Genomic DNA, 18,119 nt, shown 5'->3' on the forward strand with positions numbered 1-18,119 from the left:
GGCCACCCCCCCCCCCCCCCCCCCGTCCCCCCCCCCCCCCCCCCCCCCCCCCCCCCCCCCCCCCCCCCCCCCCCCCCCCCCCCACACCCCCCCCCCCCCCCCCCCCCCCCCCCCCCCCCCCCCCCCCCCCCCCCCCCCCCCCCCCCCCCCCCCCCCAGGACCTGCACGTGTGTGCTGCTGGCGCGGCAACCGGCGAAGACATGAGCGCCGGCCCTGTTCACCCTGGCGGCGGCCCCGCGGACCGGCCGCGCAGTTCGCCACAGGCACCACCCAAGCGGGTCTTCCCGCGCCATCGCCGACGGATCAGGGCGACGAGCGGTCGCCGAAGGGCAGGGCGGCATGGGACGCGCGTCCTGTTCGCCGTGGCCCCCAAGGCCGCCTCACCGCCGTCCATCAGGTGCACCCCGAACGGGCCGAGGACGCCCGAGCCCCGGGCCCGCTTCCGGCGCGAGGCGGCGGCCTCGCGCAAGGCGCCGGGTGCCCACACAGCCGCCTTGAGGAACGTCGGCGCCCCCCGGCCCGCGACGCAGCGGGCCCGTCACGGTGGGACCGCTCACTGCCGAAAGACCGGCCGGGGACCGTCCACCTGCCGGTCGGTCTCGGACGTCTGCGCGGTGTTGGCCAGACGGGCCGACGGCAGATGGCCGCCGTTCCGTTCGGCAGTGCGGACCGCCACGGCCTTCTCCAACCCCGTCAGCCGCATGTCCAGCGGCCGGCCGTGCTCGTGTCCACCAGGCCGTACCGGGCCGTCCACGCTCCGGGGTGCAGCCATGCGGGCGACCACAGCCGAGCGTGCGCCCCGCCGGGGAACCACGCCCGGTTCGGGGGGCGTGCGGTGGCGGACGGCCGGACAATGGGCGGGATGCCCGCCGCCGGCCGCCCGCACCGGGCAACCGCGGGTACGCGGTTCGGCCGGCCTGAGGAGGTCGAGCCCATGAAGCGCACCGTGTACGTCGCCGCGGCCGCGGTCCTGCTGGCCGGCGGCCCGGCCGCCGCCGCCCTCGCGGCGCCTGTCCACGCGGTACCGGCGACTCCCATCGCCGTCGCCGCTTCCCTGGCCGACGTCACGGCCGAGGGGGCGGCCGCCGCGGCCCTGAAGGACTACCCGGGCGTGATCGAGTCCCTCGACAGGGACGCCAACGCCTGGCACGCGGACGTGATCGCCAAGGATGGCAAGGGCCACGCCGAGCTGAAGATCGACGCGGGGACCGGGAAGGTGACCCGGGAGAACGTCGACAGCGACGAGGACGCGGGCGATCACAAGGACCTGCTGGCCGCCAAGGTCACCGCCGAGCAGGCCCTCAAGGCCGCCGTCGCAGCCCACCCGGGCGAGGCACGGAGCGTCGAGTGGAACTCCGACGACGACGACAACGGCAAGGCGGCCACCTGGCACGTTGCGGTACGGGGGCCCGACGGCAAGACCTGGGACGGCTCCGTGGACGCCACGACCGGCAAGGTAACCACCCAGTCCGACTCAGACCACGGCTGACCCGGCCCACGGCTGGCCGGGGCCACGGACGGGCCCGCGCCCCGACCTGGGGCGCGGACCCCCTCGTGTCCGTCCTACGCGACCAGGTGCCGCCCGGGCCGCACCGAGGGCGGTCATCCCTCAGCCGTTGTAGCCCGCCCGGGTCCCTCGGGCCCGCCCGCCCCGCAGGGGCGGCCCGCGCTGCCTCCGCGCCGCGGGGCCGTTCGCCCGCGTGGCGTGGGCATCGGCCAGGGCAGCCGCCACAGCGTCCACGAGCTGGTCGCGGACGTCCGCGCGGCCGGCCAGCACGACGCGCCTGGGCGCGTGGCCGTCGACCGGGACGAACCTCGGTCTGGGAGGGCGGGTCCGTCGCCGCTAAGGTGGGTGCGTGACGGACGACTGCGCGGAATGCGGGTTCGCCTACGACCTGGAACTGGCGCCCTCGGTCGCCGCGCTCGCCGGCGAGTACGCGGCGCGGTTCGCCGAGTTGCTGCTGCGGACCGAGCGGGCGGCGCTGGCCCGGCGTGCCGAGCCCGGGGTCTGGTCGCCGCTCGAATACGCCTGCCACGTGCGGGACGTCCTGCTCGTCCAGCGTGAGCGGGTACTCGCCGCCCGGCGAACCGAGACCCCCGTCGCCACCCCCATGGGCCGCGACGAGCGGGCCGAACACGAGGGGTACGCCCTCCAGGACCCGTCCGATGTCGCCCGCCAACTGACCGACGCCGCCTCCCTCTTCGGCAACGTCCTGCACCGCCTGCCGCCCGCGCAATGGGAGCGCACCCTCGTGTACAGCTACCCTGAACCCGCCGAGCGGTCCCTGAGCTGGGTCGCCGTGCACACGCTGCACGAACTGCGCCATCACCTCCTCGACGCCCGCCGCCAGCTGCCGGGCCCGCCGGGCGCCGACGGCTGACGGCCACGACGGGCTCACAGCGGGGGCGGAGAGCGGTCAGTCCTCGTCGTCGGCGATGAACTGCATGTCGTCGAGGACTGCCACGACGACGACGATCATGACGCCTTCGAGGACTCCGTATTCGATCAGCAGAGACTCGGCGACCATCGCCTTGCGGCTGTAGTCGTCGGGGCCGATGGGGGCGGAGTACTTGGTGTAGGGGTCGCGGGCGAGGACGCGGATGCCGCGCGCGAGCTGGGCCCGGCGTTCCTCGGGAAGGGTGTCGCGGACGGCTGCGGCGGACTCGGTGAACTCGACGCGGTACGTGGGGCGGCCGGGCTGGGGCATGGGCGGGTCTCCTGCGGGGCTTCGTCTTGTCTCACGGTACCGGCCCGCGCGGTTGCGCGAGCCAGCAGTGCGTGGACAGCGGCCGGCCGGGCCGGACGCGGTCGGCGGGGTGCCCGGTCGGCCGGGGTGAATCGCCCTCGTCCGTGCACGAGCCTCGGCGCGTTTGGGCCAGGACGGTGTACCACGGCGGATCGCGCCGGGCCGGGCTCCCGGTCAGGCGGGAAGGGTCATCAGGAGTAGTGGGGCGGTGGTGGGTTGTGGGGAGCCTCCGGCGGGTTCGAGGGTGAGGCCGATGGCGCTGGCGTTGGCGGGGTTGCCGGTGAGGATGACGGTGCCGTCGTGGTCGATGAGTCCGGCGGGGCGCATGGTGCCGTCGTGGGCGAGCCAGAGTTGGTAGGTCTTGCCCGCTCCGGGTGCGGGGAGGTGGGCGGCGGTGAAGACGGCCTTGTTCTGCCGGTCGGAGGCGACGACGGTGGTCAACGCTCCGTTGGCGGCTCGTCCGTGGACGGTACGCGCATCGGGGGCGGCCAGAACGGTGCTGATCGTGTCGAGTTGCTGCTGCGCCTGGCGGGCCTGGGACTTGAGGTCCTGCCCGTTCAGGGTCTGCCACGCTGCGACCCCGCCGAGCGCGGCGGCGGCGACGCTGGCGGCCAGCGCCAGGGGTACGGCGCGGCGGCGCAGGATGCCGCCGAGGGCGGCGGGCGCCGCGCTGGGTGCGGGGATGCGCGGGGGGAGTTGGCGTACGCCCTCGATGGCCGCCATGACCTGCCCCTTGGCCGAGGCGGGCGGCGTTTGGGAGGCGGCTGCCGCCAGGCGGCCCGCGGTGGCTTCGAACTCGGCGGCTTCCTGCCGGCATGCCTCGCAGGCTTGCAGGTGGGCGTCGAAGTCCTCTCGCTCGTCTGGGTCGAGTGCGTCGAGGGCGTAGGCGGCGGCGAGGGTGTGGGTGTCGGTGGCGTGGTGTTTCATGTGGTCACCCCCATGCAGTCGCGGAGCCGGATGAGCCCGTCGCGCATGCGTGTCTTGATGGTGGGAAGCGGTGTGCGCAGGGCTTCGGCGACTTCACGGTAGGTCAGCCCCCGGTAGTAGGCCAGGGACACCGCCTGGCGCTGGAGCTCGGTCAGCCCGCGCATGCAGCGGCGTACCTGCTCCGACTCCAGGCGGGTTTCGACCTGTTCGGCGACCTCGTCGAAGGCGGTGGTGTGCTCGCGGGCGGCCTGGGCCTGCTCGCGGTCGGCGGCCGCCTGGGCGGAGCGGACCCGGTCCACGGCCCGTCGGTGGGCGATCGTCGCCGCCCAGGTGGTGACGGAGCCCGCGTCGGGGCGGTAGCGGGCGGCCTGGCGCCACAGATCGATCATGACCTCCTGCGCGACCTCCTCGGACTGCGCCCGGTCGCGGACGACCTTGACGACGATCCCGAACACCATCGGGGCGATGGCGTCGTAGAGGGCGGAGAAGGCCTGCTTGTCGCCGTGGGCCACCTTCTGCATGGTCTCGGTGAGGTCGCCGCGGGCGTGGTCATCGCCGGGGCGGCGGCCGGTGCCGAAGGGGATCGGTTGGTTCACCTGTGGGGCTCCGGCCGTGGTGAAGAGGCGAAGGGGCGGCCTGGAGCGGCCGTCGGGGGGCGGGGCGTCCATCGCATGCCGGTCCTCGTGTCGTCGCTGGTGCGGGACCGGACCACCCCCGGGGACGGTCCGGCCAGGGAAACCTGTACGTGTTTCGCCTGTTCTTCGTAGCCGACGGGCCTGCGGATGGGAGACTTTCTTGCCTCCGGCCCCGGCACGGGATTGACCCGTTCGAGGGAAGCCGCAGCCGGTGGGAAGGTGGCGGCGAAGCGGGGGTGTGAGGGAGCCCGAAAGCGCCTACGGGGATGCCCCTCACCAGCCGCACGGGACCGCCGCGCGGCCGCGGACCCGCCGCACGGGAGGTACGCGTCATGGCCGGTGTGCGACGAGGTCTGGCTGGGGCCACGGCGGCCGGCGCGGTGCTGGTGGCCGGGGCATCGGCGGCGTCCGCCGACGCGGGCGCACGGGCTGGCTCGCCCGGCGTGGGTTCGGGCAACCTCATCCAGGCGCCCCTCCACATCCCGGTGCCCGCCTGCGGCAACACGCTAGACGTCATCGGGCCGCTGAACCCGCCCTTCGGCAACACCTGCATCAACGCCTGAGACCGCACCACGGCAAGAAGCCCCGGTCCGACGTCGTCAAGACGGGGAGCCGCGGACCGGTGGCCCGACCCGGCGCAGGGACGCAACGCGGCCGTGGGGACGCTGTACGCCATGGCCTGCTGCGCCGCCGTATCCCTGGCCTTCCACCCCGCTCCTTCGACGCTGCGCGGACGGCGGACGCTACGGCATACGGCCGCCGCGGCGGGTACGGGCAGCCGCCTGCCTGTTCCTGATGGCGCGACAGCGGCCCGCGCCCCGCCCCAGGCCCAAAGGCGGTGTCCCCCCCCCGCACCAGGACCTGCCAGCCGTGCCCCTCCGTCACCGAGCACCACGTCCGGCCGCGTCACATCCCGGCCGACACCGCCAGCCCCAGCCGCAGCCCGAGCCCCCTGATCATCGCCGCGCCAGCCGACGTTGACGCCGCCCCCGAGGTACGCGACCACCCCCCTGGGACACCAGGTGCGGCGGCCGCCACCATCACCCCGGCCCGGGCAGGCGATCGGCTGGCGGTACTGGCCGACGCCCACCCACGCCCGCACAGCGGCGACGCCCCGCGACACGCGACCCGGCTGCCCGTTTCGCCGGCCGGGGCAGGGGCGCTGGCGGGCGGGCAGAGCCCACAGCCGGCCGCAGTGCTCCAGCTGGCGACCGGCAGCGCCGAGACCGAGCCGGCCCGGGCGCTGTTCTCCGTCGTCTTCCCCGCCGCCTCCGCCGCCGGCTTCCCGAAGGCAACACGGGCGCGCGGACCCACTCGTTCGGAGTACGGACCAATCCGCCGGCCGGGTGCTGCCGAATGGCGGATGTGAGCAGCTTCCGCAGCACCCTCTCCCGCGCCGCACGGGGCGCGTCGGCCGGAGTTCTGGCCGCGTTCACGGCTCTGGCCGTGGCCGAACTCGTCGCCGGACTGGTGCGGCCCGCGGCCGGGCCGGTGACCGTGGTGGGCGGCGCGGTGATCGACCGTACGCCTGCCTCGGTGAAGGACTTCGCGATCCGCACGTTCGGGGAGAACGACAAGACCGTCCTGCGGCTCGGGATCCTCGCGGTTCTCGCCGTCATCGCCGCAGGACTGGGCGTCTTCGCCCTGTCCCACCGGCTGACGGGTGCCACGGGCGTGCTGCTGTTCGGTGTCGCCGGCGCCGCCGCGGCCCTGAGCCGGCCCGACTCCGCCGGCGTCGGCGACGCACTGCCCTCGATCGCCGGAGCCTGCGCGGGAGCCGCCGCCCTGTACGTCCTGGCGTCCAAAGCCGTGCCCTGCCCTGCCCCCACACCTGCGGACGGCCCGGACGGCACCCACGGCTGGAGCAGGCGCGGATTCCTCGCCACAGCCGGTGTGACGACCGCGGCGGCCGCATCCGCCGGAGCCCTGGGCCGCGTCTTCACCGGCCGCCGGGGCCAGGGCGCCGTCGCCTCCCGCGAGGCCCTGACCCTTCCCGCGCCCGCCTCCCCCGCGCCCGCGGTGCCGGCGGGCGTCCAGCTCAAGGTGCCCGGCATCAGCCCGTTCGCCACCTCCAACTCCGACTTCTACCGCGTCGACACCGCCCTGACCGTCCCCGCAGTCGACGCGAGCACCTGGCGGCTGCGCATCCACGGCGAAGGCGTCACCCGCCCGCGCACCTACACCCTCGCCCAGCTCCTCGCCCGCCCCCTCATCGAACGCGACATCACCCTGACCTGTGTGTCCAACGAGGTCGGCGGCCCGTACACCGGCAACGCCCGCTGGCTGGGCGTCCGCCTCGCCGAACTCCTCACCGAAGCCGGGGTACGGCCCCCGTCCGGCGGGGGGAAGACCGATCAGCTGGTGGCCCGCTCGGTGGACGGGATGACGCTCGGCTCACCGGTCGAGGACGTCATGGACGGACGCGACGCGATGCTCGCCGTCGGCATGAACGGCGAACCGCTGCCCCTCGACCACGGCTTCCCGGTCCGCATGCTCGTCCCCGGCCTGTACGGGTACGTGTCGGCCTGCAAGTGGATCACCGACATCGAGCTGACCACCTTCGACGCCTACGACCCCTACTGGGTCAGGCGGCAGTGGGCGCAGCGGGCGCCCATCAAGACCCAGGCCCGTATCGACACCCCCAAGCCGTTCGCCCGCCCCGCCGCCGGCACCGTCACCGTCGCCGGTGTCGCCTGGGCCCAGCACCGCGGCATCACCCGCGTCGAGGTCCGTATCGACGACGGCGCGTGGCAGGACGCCGACCTCGCCCCGCAGGCGGGCGTCGACACCTGGCGCCAGTGGTCGTACCGCTGGAGCGCCACCCCGGGCGGGCACACGATCGCCGTCCGCGCCACCGACGGCACCGGAGCCGTGCAGACCGAGCAGCGCGCACGGACCAGCCCCGACGGAGCGAGCGGCTGGCACGACGTGTTCGTCACCGTCCCCTAGACCACCGGGGCCCCGCGCAGCCCGAGCCCGGCAGAACCACCGAAAACCTTCACCCTCCGACACAACTACTCAAAGGAACCAACCGGTTATGAACAGCATGAAGGTCCGCCGTACCGCGATCGCCGTCGCCGCAGCCACCCTGCTGCCCTTCTCCCTGGCCGCGTGCTCGGACTCCGGCAGCGACAACGCCGCGCCCCCGCCGGCGGCCGGCGACACGGCCGCCTCCGCAGCCGGCACCCCGATGGGCGACTCGACGACCGGCGACAAGCCCTTCGGCCCCGCCTGCGCCGGCGTACCGAAGGAAGGCGCAGGCTCCTTCGACGGCATGGCCAAGGACCCCGTCGCCACCGCCGCCTCCCACAACCCGGCGCTGTCGACCCTGGTCGCCGCCGTCAAGCAGGCCGGTCTCGTCGACACCCTCAACAACGCCAAGGACCTCACCGTTTTCGCACCCACCAACGACGCCTTCGCGAAGATCCCGAAGGCCGACCTCGACAAGGTCCTCGCCGACAAGGAGCAGCTGACCAAGATCCTCACGTACCACGTCGTCGGCCGGAAGCTCAGCCCCAAGCAGTTGGAGAACGGCTCCTTCGAGACCCTCCAGAAGGGCAGCATGGTCACCACGAAGGGCTCCGGCGAGTCCTACACGGTCGACGACAGCGCCTCCGTGGTCTGCGGCAACGTCAAGACCGCCAACGCCAACGTCTACATCGTCGACACCGTCCTCATGCCCAAGTAGCCCCGGGGCCGGCACCACTCCTGCCGGGGGCCGGGCCCACCGGCCTGGCCCCCGGCACGCGCCCGATGGCACTGATGGTGGACCGCGCGGCGATCCGCATGGCTCGGACGGCCTCGTTCGGTTCTGCCTCCCCGCAGCGCCAGGCCTGGAAGCCAGGCCGCGTTCCCCCGTAAGCTACCGCCGAGTAGTGAGACAGCCTCACCGCGGGGCCCTACCGGCGAAGGAATGCGACATGACTGCATCTGGATCTTCCGCACGGCTCCTCAGCGGCCTGCTGATAGCGGCCGGCGCCGCGCATTTCGCGGCGCCTCGGCAGTTCGACGCCATCGTGCCCCGCACCCTGCCCGGCTCGCCCCGTATGTGGACGCAGGTGAGCGGACTCGCGGAGATCGCCATCGGCGCCGCAGTCTCGGCTCCCCGCACACGACGAGCCGGCGCGCTCGCCGCAGCCGGACTCTTCGTTGCCGTGTTCCCCGCAAACGTGAAGATGGCCTACGACTGGCGCCACCGCCCCACCCCGCTTCGGGCAGCGGCCCTGGCCCGGCTTCCGCTCCAAGTCCCCCTCGTGCTGTGGGCACTTCGCGTCCACCGAGGCGACGGCCCCACGGCCTGACCTCCCCGACGGGCCGTATGAGCTGACCAGGGACGTGGTGCGCGGGAGTCCCCCTGGCGGGGCACGCGGATCTCCTCCAGGACGGGAACATCTGGCCGGGCGGGCGTGATGACGAACCCGAGAGGGCGGCACCCGCCTTACCCGCCGAGGTGGTTCTCGCTTGAGCGACCGTCTGGCGAGCGTCCCAGGACCTCATCGGAACGGTGACGCTCCGGGCTCCTGCGTCGACCCGGGATCTTCGGGGCGCGGGTGGAGGCGCCGGCCGCGCGTTGATGAGCGTGGCAAAGCGTGAAATCGATGCTGACCGCCGCCGCGGGAGTGCTGGAAGGATGGGACTGGCCCGGGCCGCCGCGAGTTCCTGCGCGACGGCGGGTCCGACGAGGTACCGCTGCGCGGCCTTCGCGTCGTCGACGCCGAGCTCGATTGTTCCGCCGTCGACGGTGCTGCTCGCACGGCGGCCTTCGGGGGCGCGCGGGGGGCGTAGGCGCTGCCCGGGTCTGGCGGCCGACCCGCCCGAGGAAACGGCGCCGTCTCCCTCTTGGCCGTACGGGGCGCACGACATCGTGCACGCGTGACGACGGCGCCGGTGATCAGGCTGCTGGTGATGGAGCGAGTGGGGGCGGGGTCGCCGGCGACGACCCACGGGGCGATGCACGTCCAGACGCCGAGCGCGGCTGCGGCCCACGCCGTGGAGTGGGTGCGCTCGTAGGAGTTCTGCAAAGCCCCCAGGGAAGAGGGCGTAGCCGATGCCCGTGATCAGATGGGTGACGGCCAGCGTGCTGAAGCCGCTGAAGCGAACGATCCGGGGGACGCCGCGAGGCGCATAGAGGCCGGTCGGTGACGAGGGCCAGCGCCTCGACCATCTGGCGCGCGGAGTCGCGGCGGTCCGGCCGTGCCGGGGACGTTGTGTGATCACGCGCCGACCGCCCGGTCGGGCGCACGTGGCTCGCGCGCTCGACCGGGCACACCTACCGCGACCGAGGCCTACAGGTACGGGCGGGTGATCAGCTCGATCAGGTGGCCCGCCGGGTCCTTGACGTACACCCCTCGACCACCGTGTTCGTCGTTGGTCTCGCCCGGGCGGCGCATCTGCGGGTCGGCCCAGTGCTCGACGTCCTGTTCGCACAGCCGCTGGTACGCGCGGTCGAACAGTTCGTCGTCGAGCAGGAAGGCGTAGTGCTGCATCTGGATCTCCACCGGCGGCTCGGCGAACTGCAGGAGGACGCCGTCGGCGAGCTGGATGTTGGTGAACGGACCCCAGGACGGTGCGTCCGAGAGTTCGAGCAGGTCGCGGAAGAAGCGGGCCGACTCGGTACGGTCCTTGGCGGCGATGATGGTGTGGTTGAACGTGGCTGTCATACGGCTGACCTCGTGGGTGTTCGACACGGGAAACGGACTCGCGCGATGGGGCGAGTGCCGGGAGGTCCGCGTGCCGAACGGAGGGGGTGCGTGCGTGGCACCCGTCGGGCGATCAGCCCTCCACCGGATGGCCAATCCGTGCGTGGCGTGGTGCCGGTCCGGTGTTCATGAGGGTGACCCTACTTGAACAAGATCATCGCTACAACGAGGGAACCAGGCCACGATCCGGCGGACGGCGGCACGTAATTGAGGACGGATGTCCCGCCCGCCGAGGGGGGAGGGGGGCAGGCGCCGGCGAACAAGGGACCGGAAGCCCAGGGGGACGGGCCCGCGCTGCCGCGCTGCGCGCATCCGCCATGCAAGCCGGGTCGCGGCTGCGGGTCGGGAGCGCCAGCAGCGCGCCGACGGGAGAGGGGCGCGGCAGCTCCCGCATCTCTCACGCGCACCGTTCACCGACATCGACGGGACGACCTGGCGCGCCGGCCGAAGGGAACGAGAGGCCCACGAAGAGCTCCGCGGTCGACTGCTCGCCGACCGGCCCCATGCTTCAATCGCCGGATGACGAAGATCGAATCAGCGCTGATACGACGTTGGTTGGACGGCTGGACAGTGGGTCGCTCCCTCCCCGAGGCCGAGCCGGTCGAGCCCGACGGCGACGGCCTGCGCTCCACGTGCGGCCAACCCGGCCGCGAAGTCGAGGTGTTCGCCCTGCGTGCGGACGAGGAACCCGAGTCCCTGGCACGGCTGGCAGCGGCCGTCGCCACCGCCAGGCAGACCACCTGGCTCACGGTACCCACGCTGCGCCCAGGCACCGTCGAAGCCGTCGTCGGCGCCGCCGGACTGGAGTTGCTCCGCCGGTCGGAGTGGTTCATGACGACGGATCTGACCGAGCACCCGCGGCACGCGCTCTCCGCGCCGAAACGAGCGCGACCTCCGCACGGACGGACCCGTCACGGTCGTCTCCCTGCACGACTCCTCCGGACAGGTGGCCGCGCGCGGCACCATCGCGGTGGTCGGCGCCGATGCGATTGCCGATCGCATCGAGACGGACGCGGCGCACCGGCGACGCGGCTTGGGCCGCGCCATGATGAGCGCTCTGGCGGAGGCCGCCGTGGCCCAGGGCGCACGTACCGGTCTTCTCATCGCCAGTGAGGAAGGCCAGCGCCTCTACTCCTCCCTCGGCTGGCGCCGCGAAGCCGACGTGCTGATCGCCAGGGGGCCGGCGGTCCCTTCCCACCGTTAGGCCTGGCTCACGCCGGCCGGCGTCCAGGCTCATGCCCCATGCACGAAGCGCCGACGCCACGGACCGACCGTGCCCCCCACCCCTGTCGCCCGGCTCGATCGGAACACCACCTGAGCTCTCGACGAGGTCCAGGCCGCTCCGGCATGTCGACGCAGCAGTCTGCGACCTGCGGGACCTCACCTTCCCCGACGCGCCGGGCCCGCACGCCCTGCGGAGTCACTGCACTGGCCTGCCGGACCCCCCTACGCTGGATTCCGCAACGGCGGCGGCCTCGCACCGGGTCGTGTTTTGACGTGGACGGCGTTCATCCAGCCCAGTGAGGGCCGTTCGGACAGGGCCGGCGCTGGTCGGCGACACCGAGCGTCGCCCCTTCGTCTCCCAGCGCATGGCCACCCGCCCCCCGCACTCGCACCACACCCCCATTCCCCGCCCGCCCGGCGGCTCTGGCGGCCATCAGGGGGCCGCGTCGCCGCCGGAGCCGGGGAACGTCTTGGAGTGCAGCGTCATCAACCAGGCCGCCGCGTCCCGCCTCAGTGTCATCCCGTACACCGGACGCGGTGCCGAACTTCACGGTCGGCTTGTCGAAGACGGCCCGCAGCTTCGGCTCGCTCTTGGGCAGCGGACCTCTCTCGCAGGGCAGGAGGCAGCGGCCCCTCCCGTCCGACCCGGGGCGATATGGACCGTGTTGCCCAGGCCTTGCTGCGTACTCGTCACGCCCCCCTTCATCACCGTTACCGGGAGCTGGTCCGAACAGCACGCCGGGTCGGGGCCCTCTGGCTGCCGCTCCGCCTCCGCCGGCTGCTGGAAAGCGCCGCCGTCCGCGCGGTCGCCAGCATGCCGGCCGCTGCATCCGAGGAGAGGCTTGACATGACGACGACCGGCCGCCCACACCCCCGTCCCCGCCCCTGGCGGCGAGAAACTCGCGTTCCGGGCCGAGTACGCCGATGAGGGCGTCCAGCCGCCAGGGATGACGGGCGACGGCAACTCCGCGGTGGCCGTCGTGCGCCAGACGCCGGACGAATGCCGGCCGAGGCCGAGGCGGCCCTGGTCACAGCGGGTGGCGGCCTGAACGCGAAGGAGACGTCACCTACCAACCACACACACTGACGAAACGCGGACAGCGCGCGCATCCCGGGGTTCAACCGTGATCGGCAGGGTAAGCGACGGCCACTGGACTGATCAGTTGGCGGAAGGTAAATCCCATGTTGATGGCTCACCCGGCTGTGCTCCCCGGCCTCGTCGACCGCTACTGGGCGCTGTCCGTGCTGGACGCCGCGGACGATGCCTCGCCCGTACGCAAGGAAATACGGGACGTCGAGCAGGCCCTGTGCGTGGCCACAGGCACGGCGGACGTGCACGCCGCGCTGATAGCCGCTAGGCACCACCTGCCCGGCGCGGGCGCTCTCGACGACTCCGTGCTCGAATCCCGCTGACCCTGCTCCCGCAGAACACTGGAACACCGCGTGCAGGAAGACGCCGTCGCTACGGTGGCGTCGAGCCCGGCGCTGATATCTGCGCTGGTGTCGCAGATATCAGCGCGGCACACGCGTTCTGGCCCTTGCGGGCAACTCTTCGATCACCTCGATGACCGGGGGCATCACCCGCCCCCCCCGCTCCGCAAGGTGTTCCGCGCCCCCCCCAGAGGCGGGCACGCCTCGGGGGCGTACGCGCCCCGGACGAGGGCGGCCTCGATCTGCCGTTCCGGGGCAGGGTCGCGCACCAGGGGGGCCGCGCCCCTGCAGACCGAACGATCAAGCAGGCCTCCTCCCGCGGACCCGTGGGGGCGGAAGGTGCTGCCACCCCAAGGAGGGAACAGTGGTGTCGGCGGGAGCGGGCCGCACGAGGAGTTCACCTGAGTTGCGCCGCACCAGGGCGGCGTGGGGCCCTCCCCCCTGCCACCCATGTGATCCGGGGTTGGAACTGTGAACCGACAGAGCCGGGAGGCTGCTCCCATGCAGGGGTCCGGTGCCACTTCGTAGGATGGGCCGTTACGGGCGGGGATCCGGCTCCCCTCCCCTTGTGAAAAAGGATGGCCCCAGTGGAACCCGTGGAACCCCTGGAACCCCTGGAACCGAGACCTCAAGAGCTCCTGGCCGATCTCTACGGGCACGACCACGACGCCCACTTCGACGCCACCCAGCTGAGGCAGGGCCTGGCCCATCAGTTGCCCCCGGCTCAGCTCGACAAGTTCATCGCCGCCGTCGAGGCGACAGGGGATCCCGCAGTCGATCTCGAAACGGCCACGACACTCCTCGACGGCACCCGCTAGCGGACCGCACCCCCACCCGCCAAGGAACGACATGCCCGAGAACGCCGGGAAGCAGGCCTTCGAGAACCCGTGGACGCCGGCCCATCAAGCGGTCGAGTCGAGCGACTACGCCACCCTGACGCGACTGCTCGACGCGGGTGCCGACGTGAACGAAGTCTGCTGCGGCCAGACCCTCTTGATGCACGCCATCGACCTCGAAGGCGACTCCGCCCTCCAGTCAGGACAGCCGATCGACAGCGCGCTCACCGCGATCCTCCTCGCATACGGCGCCGACCCCGGCCTGGTCCTCGGAGGCCATACGGCCCGAGACCTGGCCGACACGTACCACCACGACATGGCCATCCGCCTCCTCGACCGGTTCACCCCCCGCCCACCCCAGTAGCCAGCTGTCCGCGCAGCGAGCCTTACTCCAGGAGGCAAAGCCGCAAGGAGTGCAGGGCCGGGGGGAAAGCGGACCTGCCCACGGGCCGAATGCCCCCGTCCCGTGAAACGAGGTCAGCTCCTGGAGCGAAGCGGACGCGCTTCTCCGCCAGGCGCGCAGCTGGGGGTCCCGCTCCCTCCGCTGACGTGGACGGCCGACCACCGTTGGCGTCGGTGGAGGGCACGCACCGTCGACGACCTGGCTGCCGACCTCGCAAAAGAGAACTGGCCCAGCCCACCTGCACCACAGAAGAGACAACCCCGCACCCCGCCACCGAAGACGCTCCGCCCCCACCCCTCGCCATGGGCGCGGACAAACCTGCTCACCCCACCCCCCACCACCCGCACGCAGGGCTCGCGTATGCGGCCGCCCGGATGATGAGGTGGCACGGTGACCACCCCTGACGAGGCGGCGACCGTCCGACCGTTGACGCTGGCCTGGGTGAGCCGGCACCTGAAGGCCGGTGAGCGGATCATCGGAGCCGAGGCGTTGCACGGCGGCGCCACTGCCGAGATGCGGAGGCTGACCATCGGCACGCGGGACGGAGTCACCCGGCACCTGGTGCTGCGTTCCTTCGTCGACCCCACCCGTCAGGGGCCGGCCGAGGACCTGCTGCACAGGGAGGCCGACGCCTTGACCACGCTCACCGGCACCGACGTGCCGGCCCCCCGCCTCATCGCCGTCGACCCGACCGCCGCGCAGTGCGAGTACCCCTCGCTCCTGATGACCCACCTGCCGGGCAGGACGGTCCTCGACGACCAGGGGCTGGAGACGCGCCTGCCCCTGCTGGCCCGCCAACTCGTGGCGGTCCACGCGGTGCGGCCGGCCGTCCGGCCCCGGGAGTACGTGGCGCTGACGACCGCCGACACGGTCGTGACCCCCGAGCACGCCCACGCCGCGGTCTGGGCCGCCGCGATCGACGTGATCCGCAGGCCTGCGCCGCGCTACGAAGGACGCTTCCTGCACCGGGACTTCCAGCCCGGCAACGTGCTGTTCGACCTGCCGTCCGAGGACCCGTCCGGCGCCGCCGAAACCCGGATCACCGGCGTCGTCGACTGGGCGGCGGCCTCCTGGGGCCCGGCAGACCTCGACGTCGCGCACTGCTCCACCAGTCTCGCGCTGCTGTACGGCCCGGCGTGGGGCCTGCGTTTCACCGAGGCGTACCAGGAGGCCGGCGGGACGCTGGCCGCGGTCGCGGGCGAGCGGCTGTACTGGCAGGTGCGGGAGCCGCTGGCGTTCTCTGAGGAAGTGCAGTGGGTGGCGCAGCCGTGGCGGGAGGCAGGACGGGCCGATCTGACGACACGTGCCGTGGAGGAGCGGTTGGATGCCTATGTCACATCGCTGATGGACGCGATGGGCTGAGCCAAGTCGGTCGGGGCGCGGCCCCGACCTGAACGTGCACGGCTCAACCAACCACATGGGGACGTCCGACCTGCGACCTGCGACAACCATCACCCCAGTGGCGGGGTGCCAGCAGGAGACGGCTCTGCCGCCGCCCGGCAGAGCGTGCTGGAGGCCTTCCACCGCCTCGGCACGACGGGCGAAGGCATCGAGCGGTTCCGGATGGTGGCCTTGGATGTCCCGCCGCAGGCGGACCTGCCGAAGATCCGAGAGCTGTTGGAGCATGGTGAGACGAAGGAGTGGTGGCACTGGGAGGAAGGCTGTGTCACCGCTGCCTGGGAAGCCGTTGCACGAAGGTGAGGACAGCGGATCCCGGCCCCAGCCTGCGGTGCGCCAACGACCACCCGCTCAGACCCGTCATATCCATTCGCCGATCGCGGCGAGCAGGCCAGTGCCCCGAAGCGGACCACCGTGAGTTGTCGAACGGGTGGCGAGCGCCCGATCGCCCACGCCGGCCTTCCCTCGCCCCTTACGGTGGGCGCCCTGGTCGACAGACTCCGGGATGGGACACCGGATTCCCGCCCTCACGGACAGGCCCGGTTGGCAGGAGAAGAATCCCCGCCATGGGCCATGTCGCGAGCGGCTGGTGCTTCGATCGCCGTTCGGGCACGGGCCGCCTGACGCCTTGCGCCAGCTTCGGCCAGTGTGTGCGAGGGCGTCGGCGAGCTGGCCCGGGATGCCAGCCGCGGCCGCATCCTCGTACAGCTCGACCTTCGCGAGCACCATCAGCTTCCGGCCCCTGGCCCCCGATCCGGAGCTTGCCCGCTTCCTCGCGGCCGGTGTCTTCACCGGCAACGCCAGCCCGGCCGCCGCCGAGCCGCCGGCCACCTCCCGATGTGGCAGGGAAGCGCTCGTCGGGGCGCTGTCAGGGCCCTTCACCTCGCCGCGCTCCCGTGCCCAGGAGCGCACGGTGCGCTCGCCCCGGGGCCGTCCTCGGACCGTCCGGCGGCATGGCCCTCGCCCCTCGCCCCTGGGCGTCTGGTGCTTTGTGGTCCTACTCCTCCTCGGAGGGGAGCGAATCCCATTCCGTCCATGCGCCGTCGCGCGGCACCATGAACAGCGGACGCGCTCGCAGGACTCCGCCGACCGGTTGCGCGCGCATGACGATCCCGGGATCATCCGGCCCTGCGTGGCCCTCGCACGTATAGCGAAAGTGCACGTCATGCGCATCCGCATACGCGATGACGCCGCTCTCCAGCTCCCCCATCTCCGTCCCGACCAGCAGCAGGCCGTTGTAGACGACCTGGGGACCCTGCACAGCGTCGCAAGCGACGCCGAACAGACCCGCGTCCCGGCTCACGTAGGCCGTGACGGCCGGTGCGGAAGCCACGCCCCCGCGACGGTGGACTTCGACCTTCCATGTCTGCGAGAAGACCGCGTACTGCCGGCGGCAGCCGCTGACCTTCGCCGGGCCGAGAACCGCAGCCGCCTCGACCACTTCGCTGACGGTCATCCCGAACCGGAGCGGTCCGACCCCGACAGCCGCCGCATAAGACCACTCACCCCGTTCGACGACTCCGAAACCGCCTTCGGTCTCCAACGCCCTATCCACCCCTCCAGAGACACCCGAGAACGCCCTGCTGTCCACTACCGGCGACCTGCTCCAAGCACCGCCTATCCACGACAGCGTCACATCCCGCACTGACACTGCCTGACGGGGGTGGCAGCACGGTCCTTTCGAGGCCTTCACCCGTGACCACGTGCCGGGGGGGTCTTGCCGCGTGTGCGCCGGGGCCCGCGCAGATGATCGCGTATTGGTCGAGTCGTTGGCGGTCATGGCACTGGCCGGCGGCACCGCAGTGGTCCAGGCAGCAAGAACCGATGCGTGGAACGGCCTGCGCAGGCGGGTGGGGGCCCTTCGCCCATGGGACGCGTCGCGGATGCCCGCGATGCCCAGATGCAACGTCGCGTTTGACCGAGGCGTGCCAGCCCACGTCCGCCTGGTGCACTCGGTCGGCCGCACGGCACCGCTTCGGCCCGAGCTCTCCCGGCAGGTCGCCGGGCATCTGCCCGCAGCCACGCCCGGCCACCCGTGGACGGGCGACCCTCAACCGACTCCTTCACCACCGCGACGTCATCTCGATCAACGGCCCGAGCCGCCGACTCGCCGTCATCGACGGGCGACGGCGACGCCGAAGTCGCGTGACCGCCGATGCCGGCACAGCCTGGATATCCGCTCCGCCGCATGCCCGGCATCGCTATCATCCCCGGATGCCTCTCCGCCAGTACGCCTACTTCGCTCTGTCCAGCCGGCACATCTCCGCCGACGAGATCACCTCACGACTGGGCATCACCCCTGATGAGGTGAGGGTCCGCGGTAGCCGAATCACCACGCCGAGGGTGATTCCCGCGAGCGGCACCTGGAGGGTCGTCTGCCGGGAGCCCGACCTCTGTGTCGACGAACAGATCGCCCGAATCGTCGACAGGCTCCGGCCCCACACAGCCCGCATCGCCGAACTCGTGAGCCAACTGGCCGCCGACGGCGGCGGGGCAGTCCTGCAGGTCGTCCGCTACTTCAACGACGTCGACGACGCATCGCCCAGCCACCCGGACGCTCCCGACACTCCCAACCTGCTCGGCTGGCACATCGACCGCGATGTCCTGGACTTCCTCGCCGCAGTCGACGCCGAACTCGACGTGGACGAGTACGACATGACCCCCGACGTGCACACCATCTGAGCGCGCGACTGCGTACTTACCCGTTCTTCATGCCCCCGCGATGGTCCCGGCGGATCGCCGCGTACAGCTCGACCTTCGACATCGGCGGCATGACCAGGCCCTTTCACCAGGAGCGTCCCGATGCCGCCCTGGCAAGC

20 protein-coding genes are annotated in these 18,119 nt (G+C 72.5%); 14 read left to right on the plus strand and 6 right to left on the minus strand.

Annotated elements, in window-relative coordinates:
* Positions 1-553: 553 nt before the first annotated feature.
* Entirely contained in the window at positions 554-772 is a 219-nt protein-coding gene (locus tag ACZ5NJ_RS05025; protein WP_468762853.1) for a hypothetical protein, read from the minus strand.
* Between the two features lie 162 nt (positions 773-934).
* Between ACZ5NJ_RS05025 and ACZ5NJ_RS05030 the strand changes: the two genes are divergently transcribed.
* The gene (locus ACZ5NJ_RS05030; RefSeq protein ID WP_468762855.1) at positions 935-1,489 is read left to right on the plus strand and encodes a PepSY domain-containing protein; all 555 of its coding nucleotides are present in this window, start codon (positions 935-937) and stop codon (positions 1,487-1,489) included.
* A 367-nt stretch (positions 1,490-1,856) separates the two neighbouring features.
* Positions 1,857-2,381: a DinB family protein gene (locus ACZ5NJ_RS05035; protein WP_468762857.1), complete on the plus strand. Its 525-nt coding sequence runs from the start codon at positions 1,857-1,859 to the stop codon at positions 2,379-2,381.
* Positions 2,382-2,417: 36 nt separating this feature from the next.
* Here the strand turns inward: ACZ5NJ_RS05035 and ACZ5NJ_RS05040 are convergent, their stop codons facing one another.
* From ACZ5NJ_RS05040 to sigK, 3 genes are all read right to left on the minus strand, one after another.
* The gene (locus ACZ5NJ_RS05040; protein WP_468762860.1) at positions 2,418-2,708 is read right to left on the minus strand and encodes a hypothetical protein; all 291 of its coding nucleotides are present in this window, start codon (positions 2,706-2,708) and stop codon (positions 2,418-2,420) included.
* Positions 2,709-2,921: 213 nt separating this feature from the next.
* Positions 2,922-3,674, minus strand: a complete 753-nt coding sequence (locus ACZ5NJ_RS05045; RefSeq protein WP_468762862.1) for an anti-sigma factor — start codon at positions 3,672-3,674, stop codon at positions 2,922-2,924.
* Positions 3,671-4,270 (minus strand): ECF RNA polymerase sigma factor SigK, encoded by a 600-nt coding sequence (gene sigK / locus ACZ5NJ_RS05050; protein ID WP_468762864.1) that lies wholly within the window; start codon positions 4,268-4,270, stop codon positions 3,671-3,673. The genes ACZ5NJ_RS05045 and sigK overlap by 4 nt, the downstream gene beginning before the upstream one ends.
* A 371-nt stretch (positions 4,271-4,641) precedes the next feature.
* On the opposite strand from sigK, the gene ACZ5NJ_RS05055 reads away from it, so the two are divergent.
* From ACZ5NJ_RS05055 to ACZ5NJ_RS05075, 5 genes are all read left to right on the plus strand, one after another.
* On the plus strand, positions 4,642-4,872 hold the full coding sequence (locus ACZ5NJ_RS05055) for a chaplin (RefSeq protein WP_468762866.1): 231 nt from the start codon (positions 4,642-4,644) through the stop codon (positions 4,870-4,872).
* 793 nt (positions 4,873-5,665) lie between these two features.
* Entirely contained in the window at positions 5,666-7,258 is a 1,593-nt protein-coding gene (locus ACZ5NJ_RS05060; RefSeq protein WP_468762868.1) for a molybdopterin-dependent oxidoreductase, read from the plus strand.
* Between the two features lie 88 nt (positions 7,259-7,346).
* A complete protein-coding gene (locus tag ACZ5NJ_RS05065) occupies positions 7,347-7,997 on the plus strand; it encodes a fasciclin domain-containing protein (RefSeq protein ID WP_468762870.1) in 651 nt (216 codons plus the stop codon).
* A 232-nt stretch (positions 7,998-8,229) separates the two neighbouring features.
* Complete coding sequence (locus ACZ5NJ_RS05070; protein ID WP_468762872.1) at positions 8,230-8,610, plus strand: DoxX family protein; 381 nt, start codon at positions 8,230-8,232, stop codon at positions 8,608-8,610.
* 571 nt (positions 8,611-9,181) lie between these two features.
* The gene (locus ACZ5NJ_RS05075) at positions 9,182-9,319 is read left to right on the plus strand and encodes a hypothetical protein (protein WP_468762874.1); all 138 of its coding nucleotides are present in this window, start codon (positions 9,182-9,184) and stop codon (positions 9,317-9,319) included.
* A gap of 275 nt (positions 9,320-9,594) precedes the next feature.
* Here ACZ5NJ_RS05075 and ACZ5NJ_RS05080 read toward each other — a convergent pair whose 3' ends face one another.
* Complete coding sequence (locus ACZ5NJ_RS05080) at positions 9,595-9,969, minus strand: VOC family protein (RefSeq protein ID WP_468762876.1); 375 nt, start codon at positions 9,967-9,969, stop codon at positions 9,595-9,597.
* A gap of 985 nt (positions 9,970-10,954) precedes the next feature.
* Between ACZ5NJ_RS05080 and ACZ5NJ_RS05085 the strand changes: the two genes are divergently transcribed.
* The 6 genes from ACZ5NJ_RS05085 (at position 10,955) to ACZ5NJ_RS05110 (ending at position 15,603) form a co-directional block, all read left to right on the plus strand.
* The gene (locus tag ACZ5NJ_RS05085) at positions 10,955-11,212 is read left to right on the plus strand and encodes a GNAT family N-acetyltransferase (protein ID WP_468762877.1); all 258 of its coding nucleotides are present in this window, start codon (positions 10,955-10,957) and stop codon (positions 11,210-11,212) included.
* 1,202 nt (positions 11,213-12,414) lie between these two features.
* A complete protein-coding gene (locus ACZ5NJ_RS05090) occupies positions 12,415-12,645 on the plus strand; it encodes a DUF5133 domain-containing protein (protein WP_468762879.1) in 231 nt (76 codons plus the stop codon).
* Positions 12,646-13,250: 605 nt separating this feature from the next.
* Complete coding sequence (locus ACZ5NJ_RS05095) at positions 13,251-13,481, plus strand: hypothetical protein (RefSeq protein WP_468762881.1); 231 nt, start codon at positions 13,251-13,253, stop codon at positions 13,479-13,481.
* Between the two features lie 31 nt (positions 13,482-13,512).
* On the plus strand, positions 13,513-13,863 hold the full coding sequence (locus tag ACZ5NJ_RS05100; protein WP_468762883.1) for an ankyrin repeat domain-containing protein: 351 nt from the start codon (positions 13,513-13,515) through the stop codon (positions 13,861-13,863).
* Between the two features lie 429 nt (positions 13,864-14,292).
* Positions 14,293-15,264, plus strand: a complete 972-nt coding sequence (locus ACZ5NJ_RS05105; protein ID WP_468762885.1) for a phosphotransferase family protein — start codon at positions 14,293-14,295, stop codon at positions 15,262-15,264.
* A 105-nt stretch (positions 15,265-15,369) separates the two neighbouring features.
* On the plus strand, positions 15,370-15,603 hold the full coding sequence (locus ACZ5NJ_RS05110; protein WP_468762887.1) for a DUF4265 domain-containing protein: 234 nt from the start codon (positions 15,370-15,372) through the stop codon (positions 15,601-15,603).
* Between the two features lie 694 nt (positions 15,604-16,297).
* Here the strand turns inward: ACZ5NJ_RS05110 and ACZ5NJ_RS05115 are convergent.
* Positions 16,298-16,843, minus strand: a complete 546-nt coding sequence (locus ACZ5NJ_RS05115) for a hypothetical protein (RefSeq protein ID WP_468762889.1) — start codon at positions 16,841-16,843, stop codon at positions 16,298-16,300.
* 671 nt (positions 16,844-17,514) lie between these two features.
* Here ACZ5NJ_RS05115 and ACZ5NJ_RS05120 point away from each other — a divergent pair.
* Positions 17,515-17,982 (plus strand): DUF4279 domain-containing protein, encoded by a 468-nt coding sequence (locus ACZ5NJ_RS05120; RefSeq protein ID WP_468762891.1) that lies wholly within the window; start codon positions 17,515-17,517, stop codon positions 17,980-17,982.
* Positions 17,983-18,119 lie beyond the last annotated feature (137 nt).

The sequence above is a fragment of the Streptomyces sp. NPDC032091 genome (genome assembly GCF_055580265.1).

Coding starts and splice junctions, on each gene's coding strand:
- ACZ5NJ_RS05120 (WP_468762891.1), top strand. CDS start 17,515: ATGCCTCTCCGCCAGTACGCCTACTTCGCTCTGTCCAGCCGGCACATC.
- ACZ5NJ_RS05080 (WP_468762876.1), bottom strand. CDS start 9,969: ATGACAGCCACGTTCAACCACACCATCATCGCCGCCAAGGACCGTACC.
- ACZ5NJ_RS05065 (WP_468762870.1), top strand. CDS start 7,347: ATGAACAGCATGAAGGTCCGCCGTACCGCGATCGCCGTCGCCGCAGCC.
- ACZ5NJ_RS05090 (WP_468762879.1), top strand. CDS start 12,415: ATGTTGATGGCTCACCCGGCTGTGCTCCCCGGCCTCGTCGACCGCTAC.
- ACZ5NJ_RS05045 (WP_468762862.1), bottom strand. CDS start 3,674: ATGAAACACCACGCCACCGACACCCACACCCTCGCCGCCGCCTACGCC.
- ACZ5NJ_RS05025 (WP_468762853.1), bottom strand. CDS start 772: ATGGCTGCACCCCGGAGCGTGGACGGCCCGGTACGGCCTGGTGGACAC.
- ACZ5NJ_RS05055 (WP_468762866.1), top strand. CDS start 4,642: ATGGCCGGTGTGCGACGAGGTCTGGCTGGGGCCACGGCGGCCGGCGCG.
- ACZ5NJ_RS05040 (WP_468762860.1), bottom strand. CDS start 2,708: ATGCCCCAGCCCGGCCGCCCCACGTACCGCGTCGAGTTCACCGAGTCC.
- ACZ5NJ_RS05100 (WP_468762883.1), top strand. CDS start 13,513: ATGCCCGAGAACGCCGGGAAGCAGGCCTTCGAGAACCCGTGGACGCCG.
- ACZ5NJ_RS05070 (WP_468762872.1), top strand. CDS start 8,230: ATGACTGCATCTGGATCTTCCGCACGGCTCCTCAGCGGCCTGCTGATA.
- ACZ5NJ_RS05030 (WP_468762855.1), top strand. CDS start 935: ATGAAGCGCACCGTGTACGTCGCCGCGGCCGCGGTCCTGCTGGCCGGC.
- ACZ5NJ_RS05060 (WP_468762868.1), top strand. CDS start 5,666: ATGGCGGATGTGAGCAGCTTCCGCAGCACCCTCTCCCGCGCCGCACGG.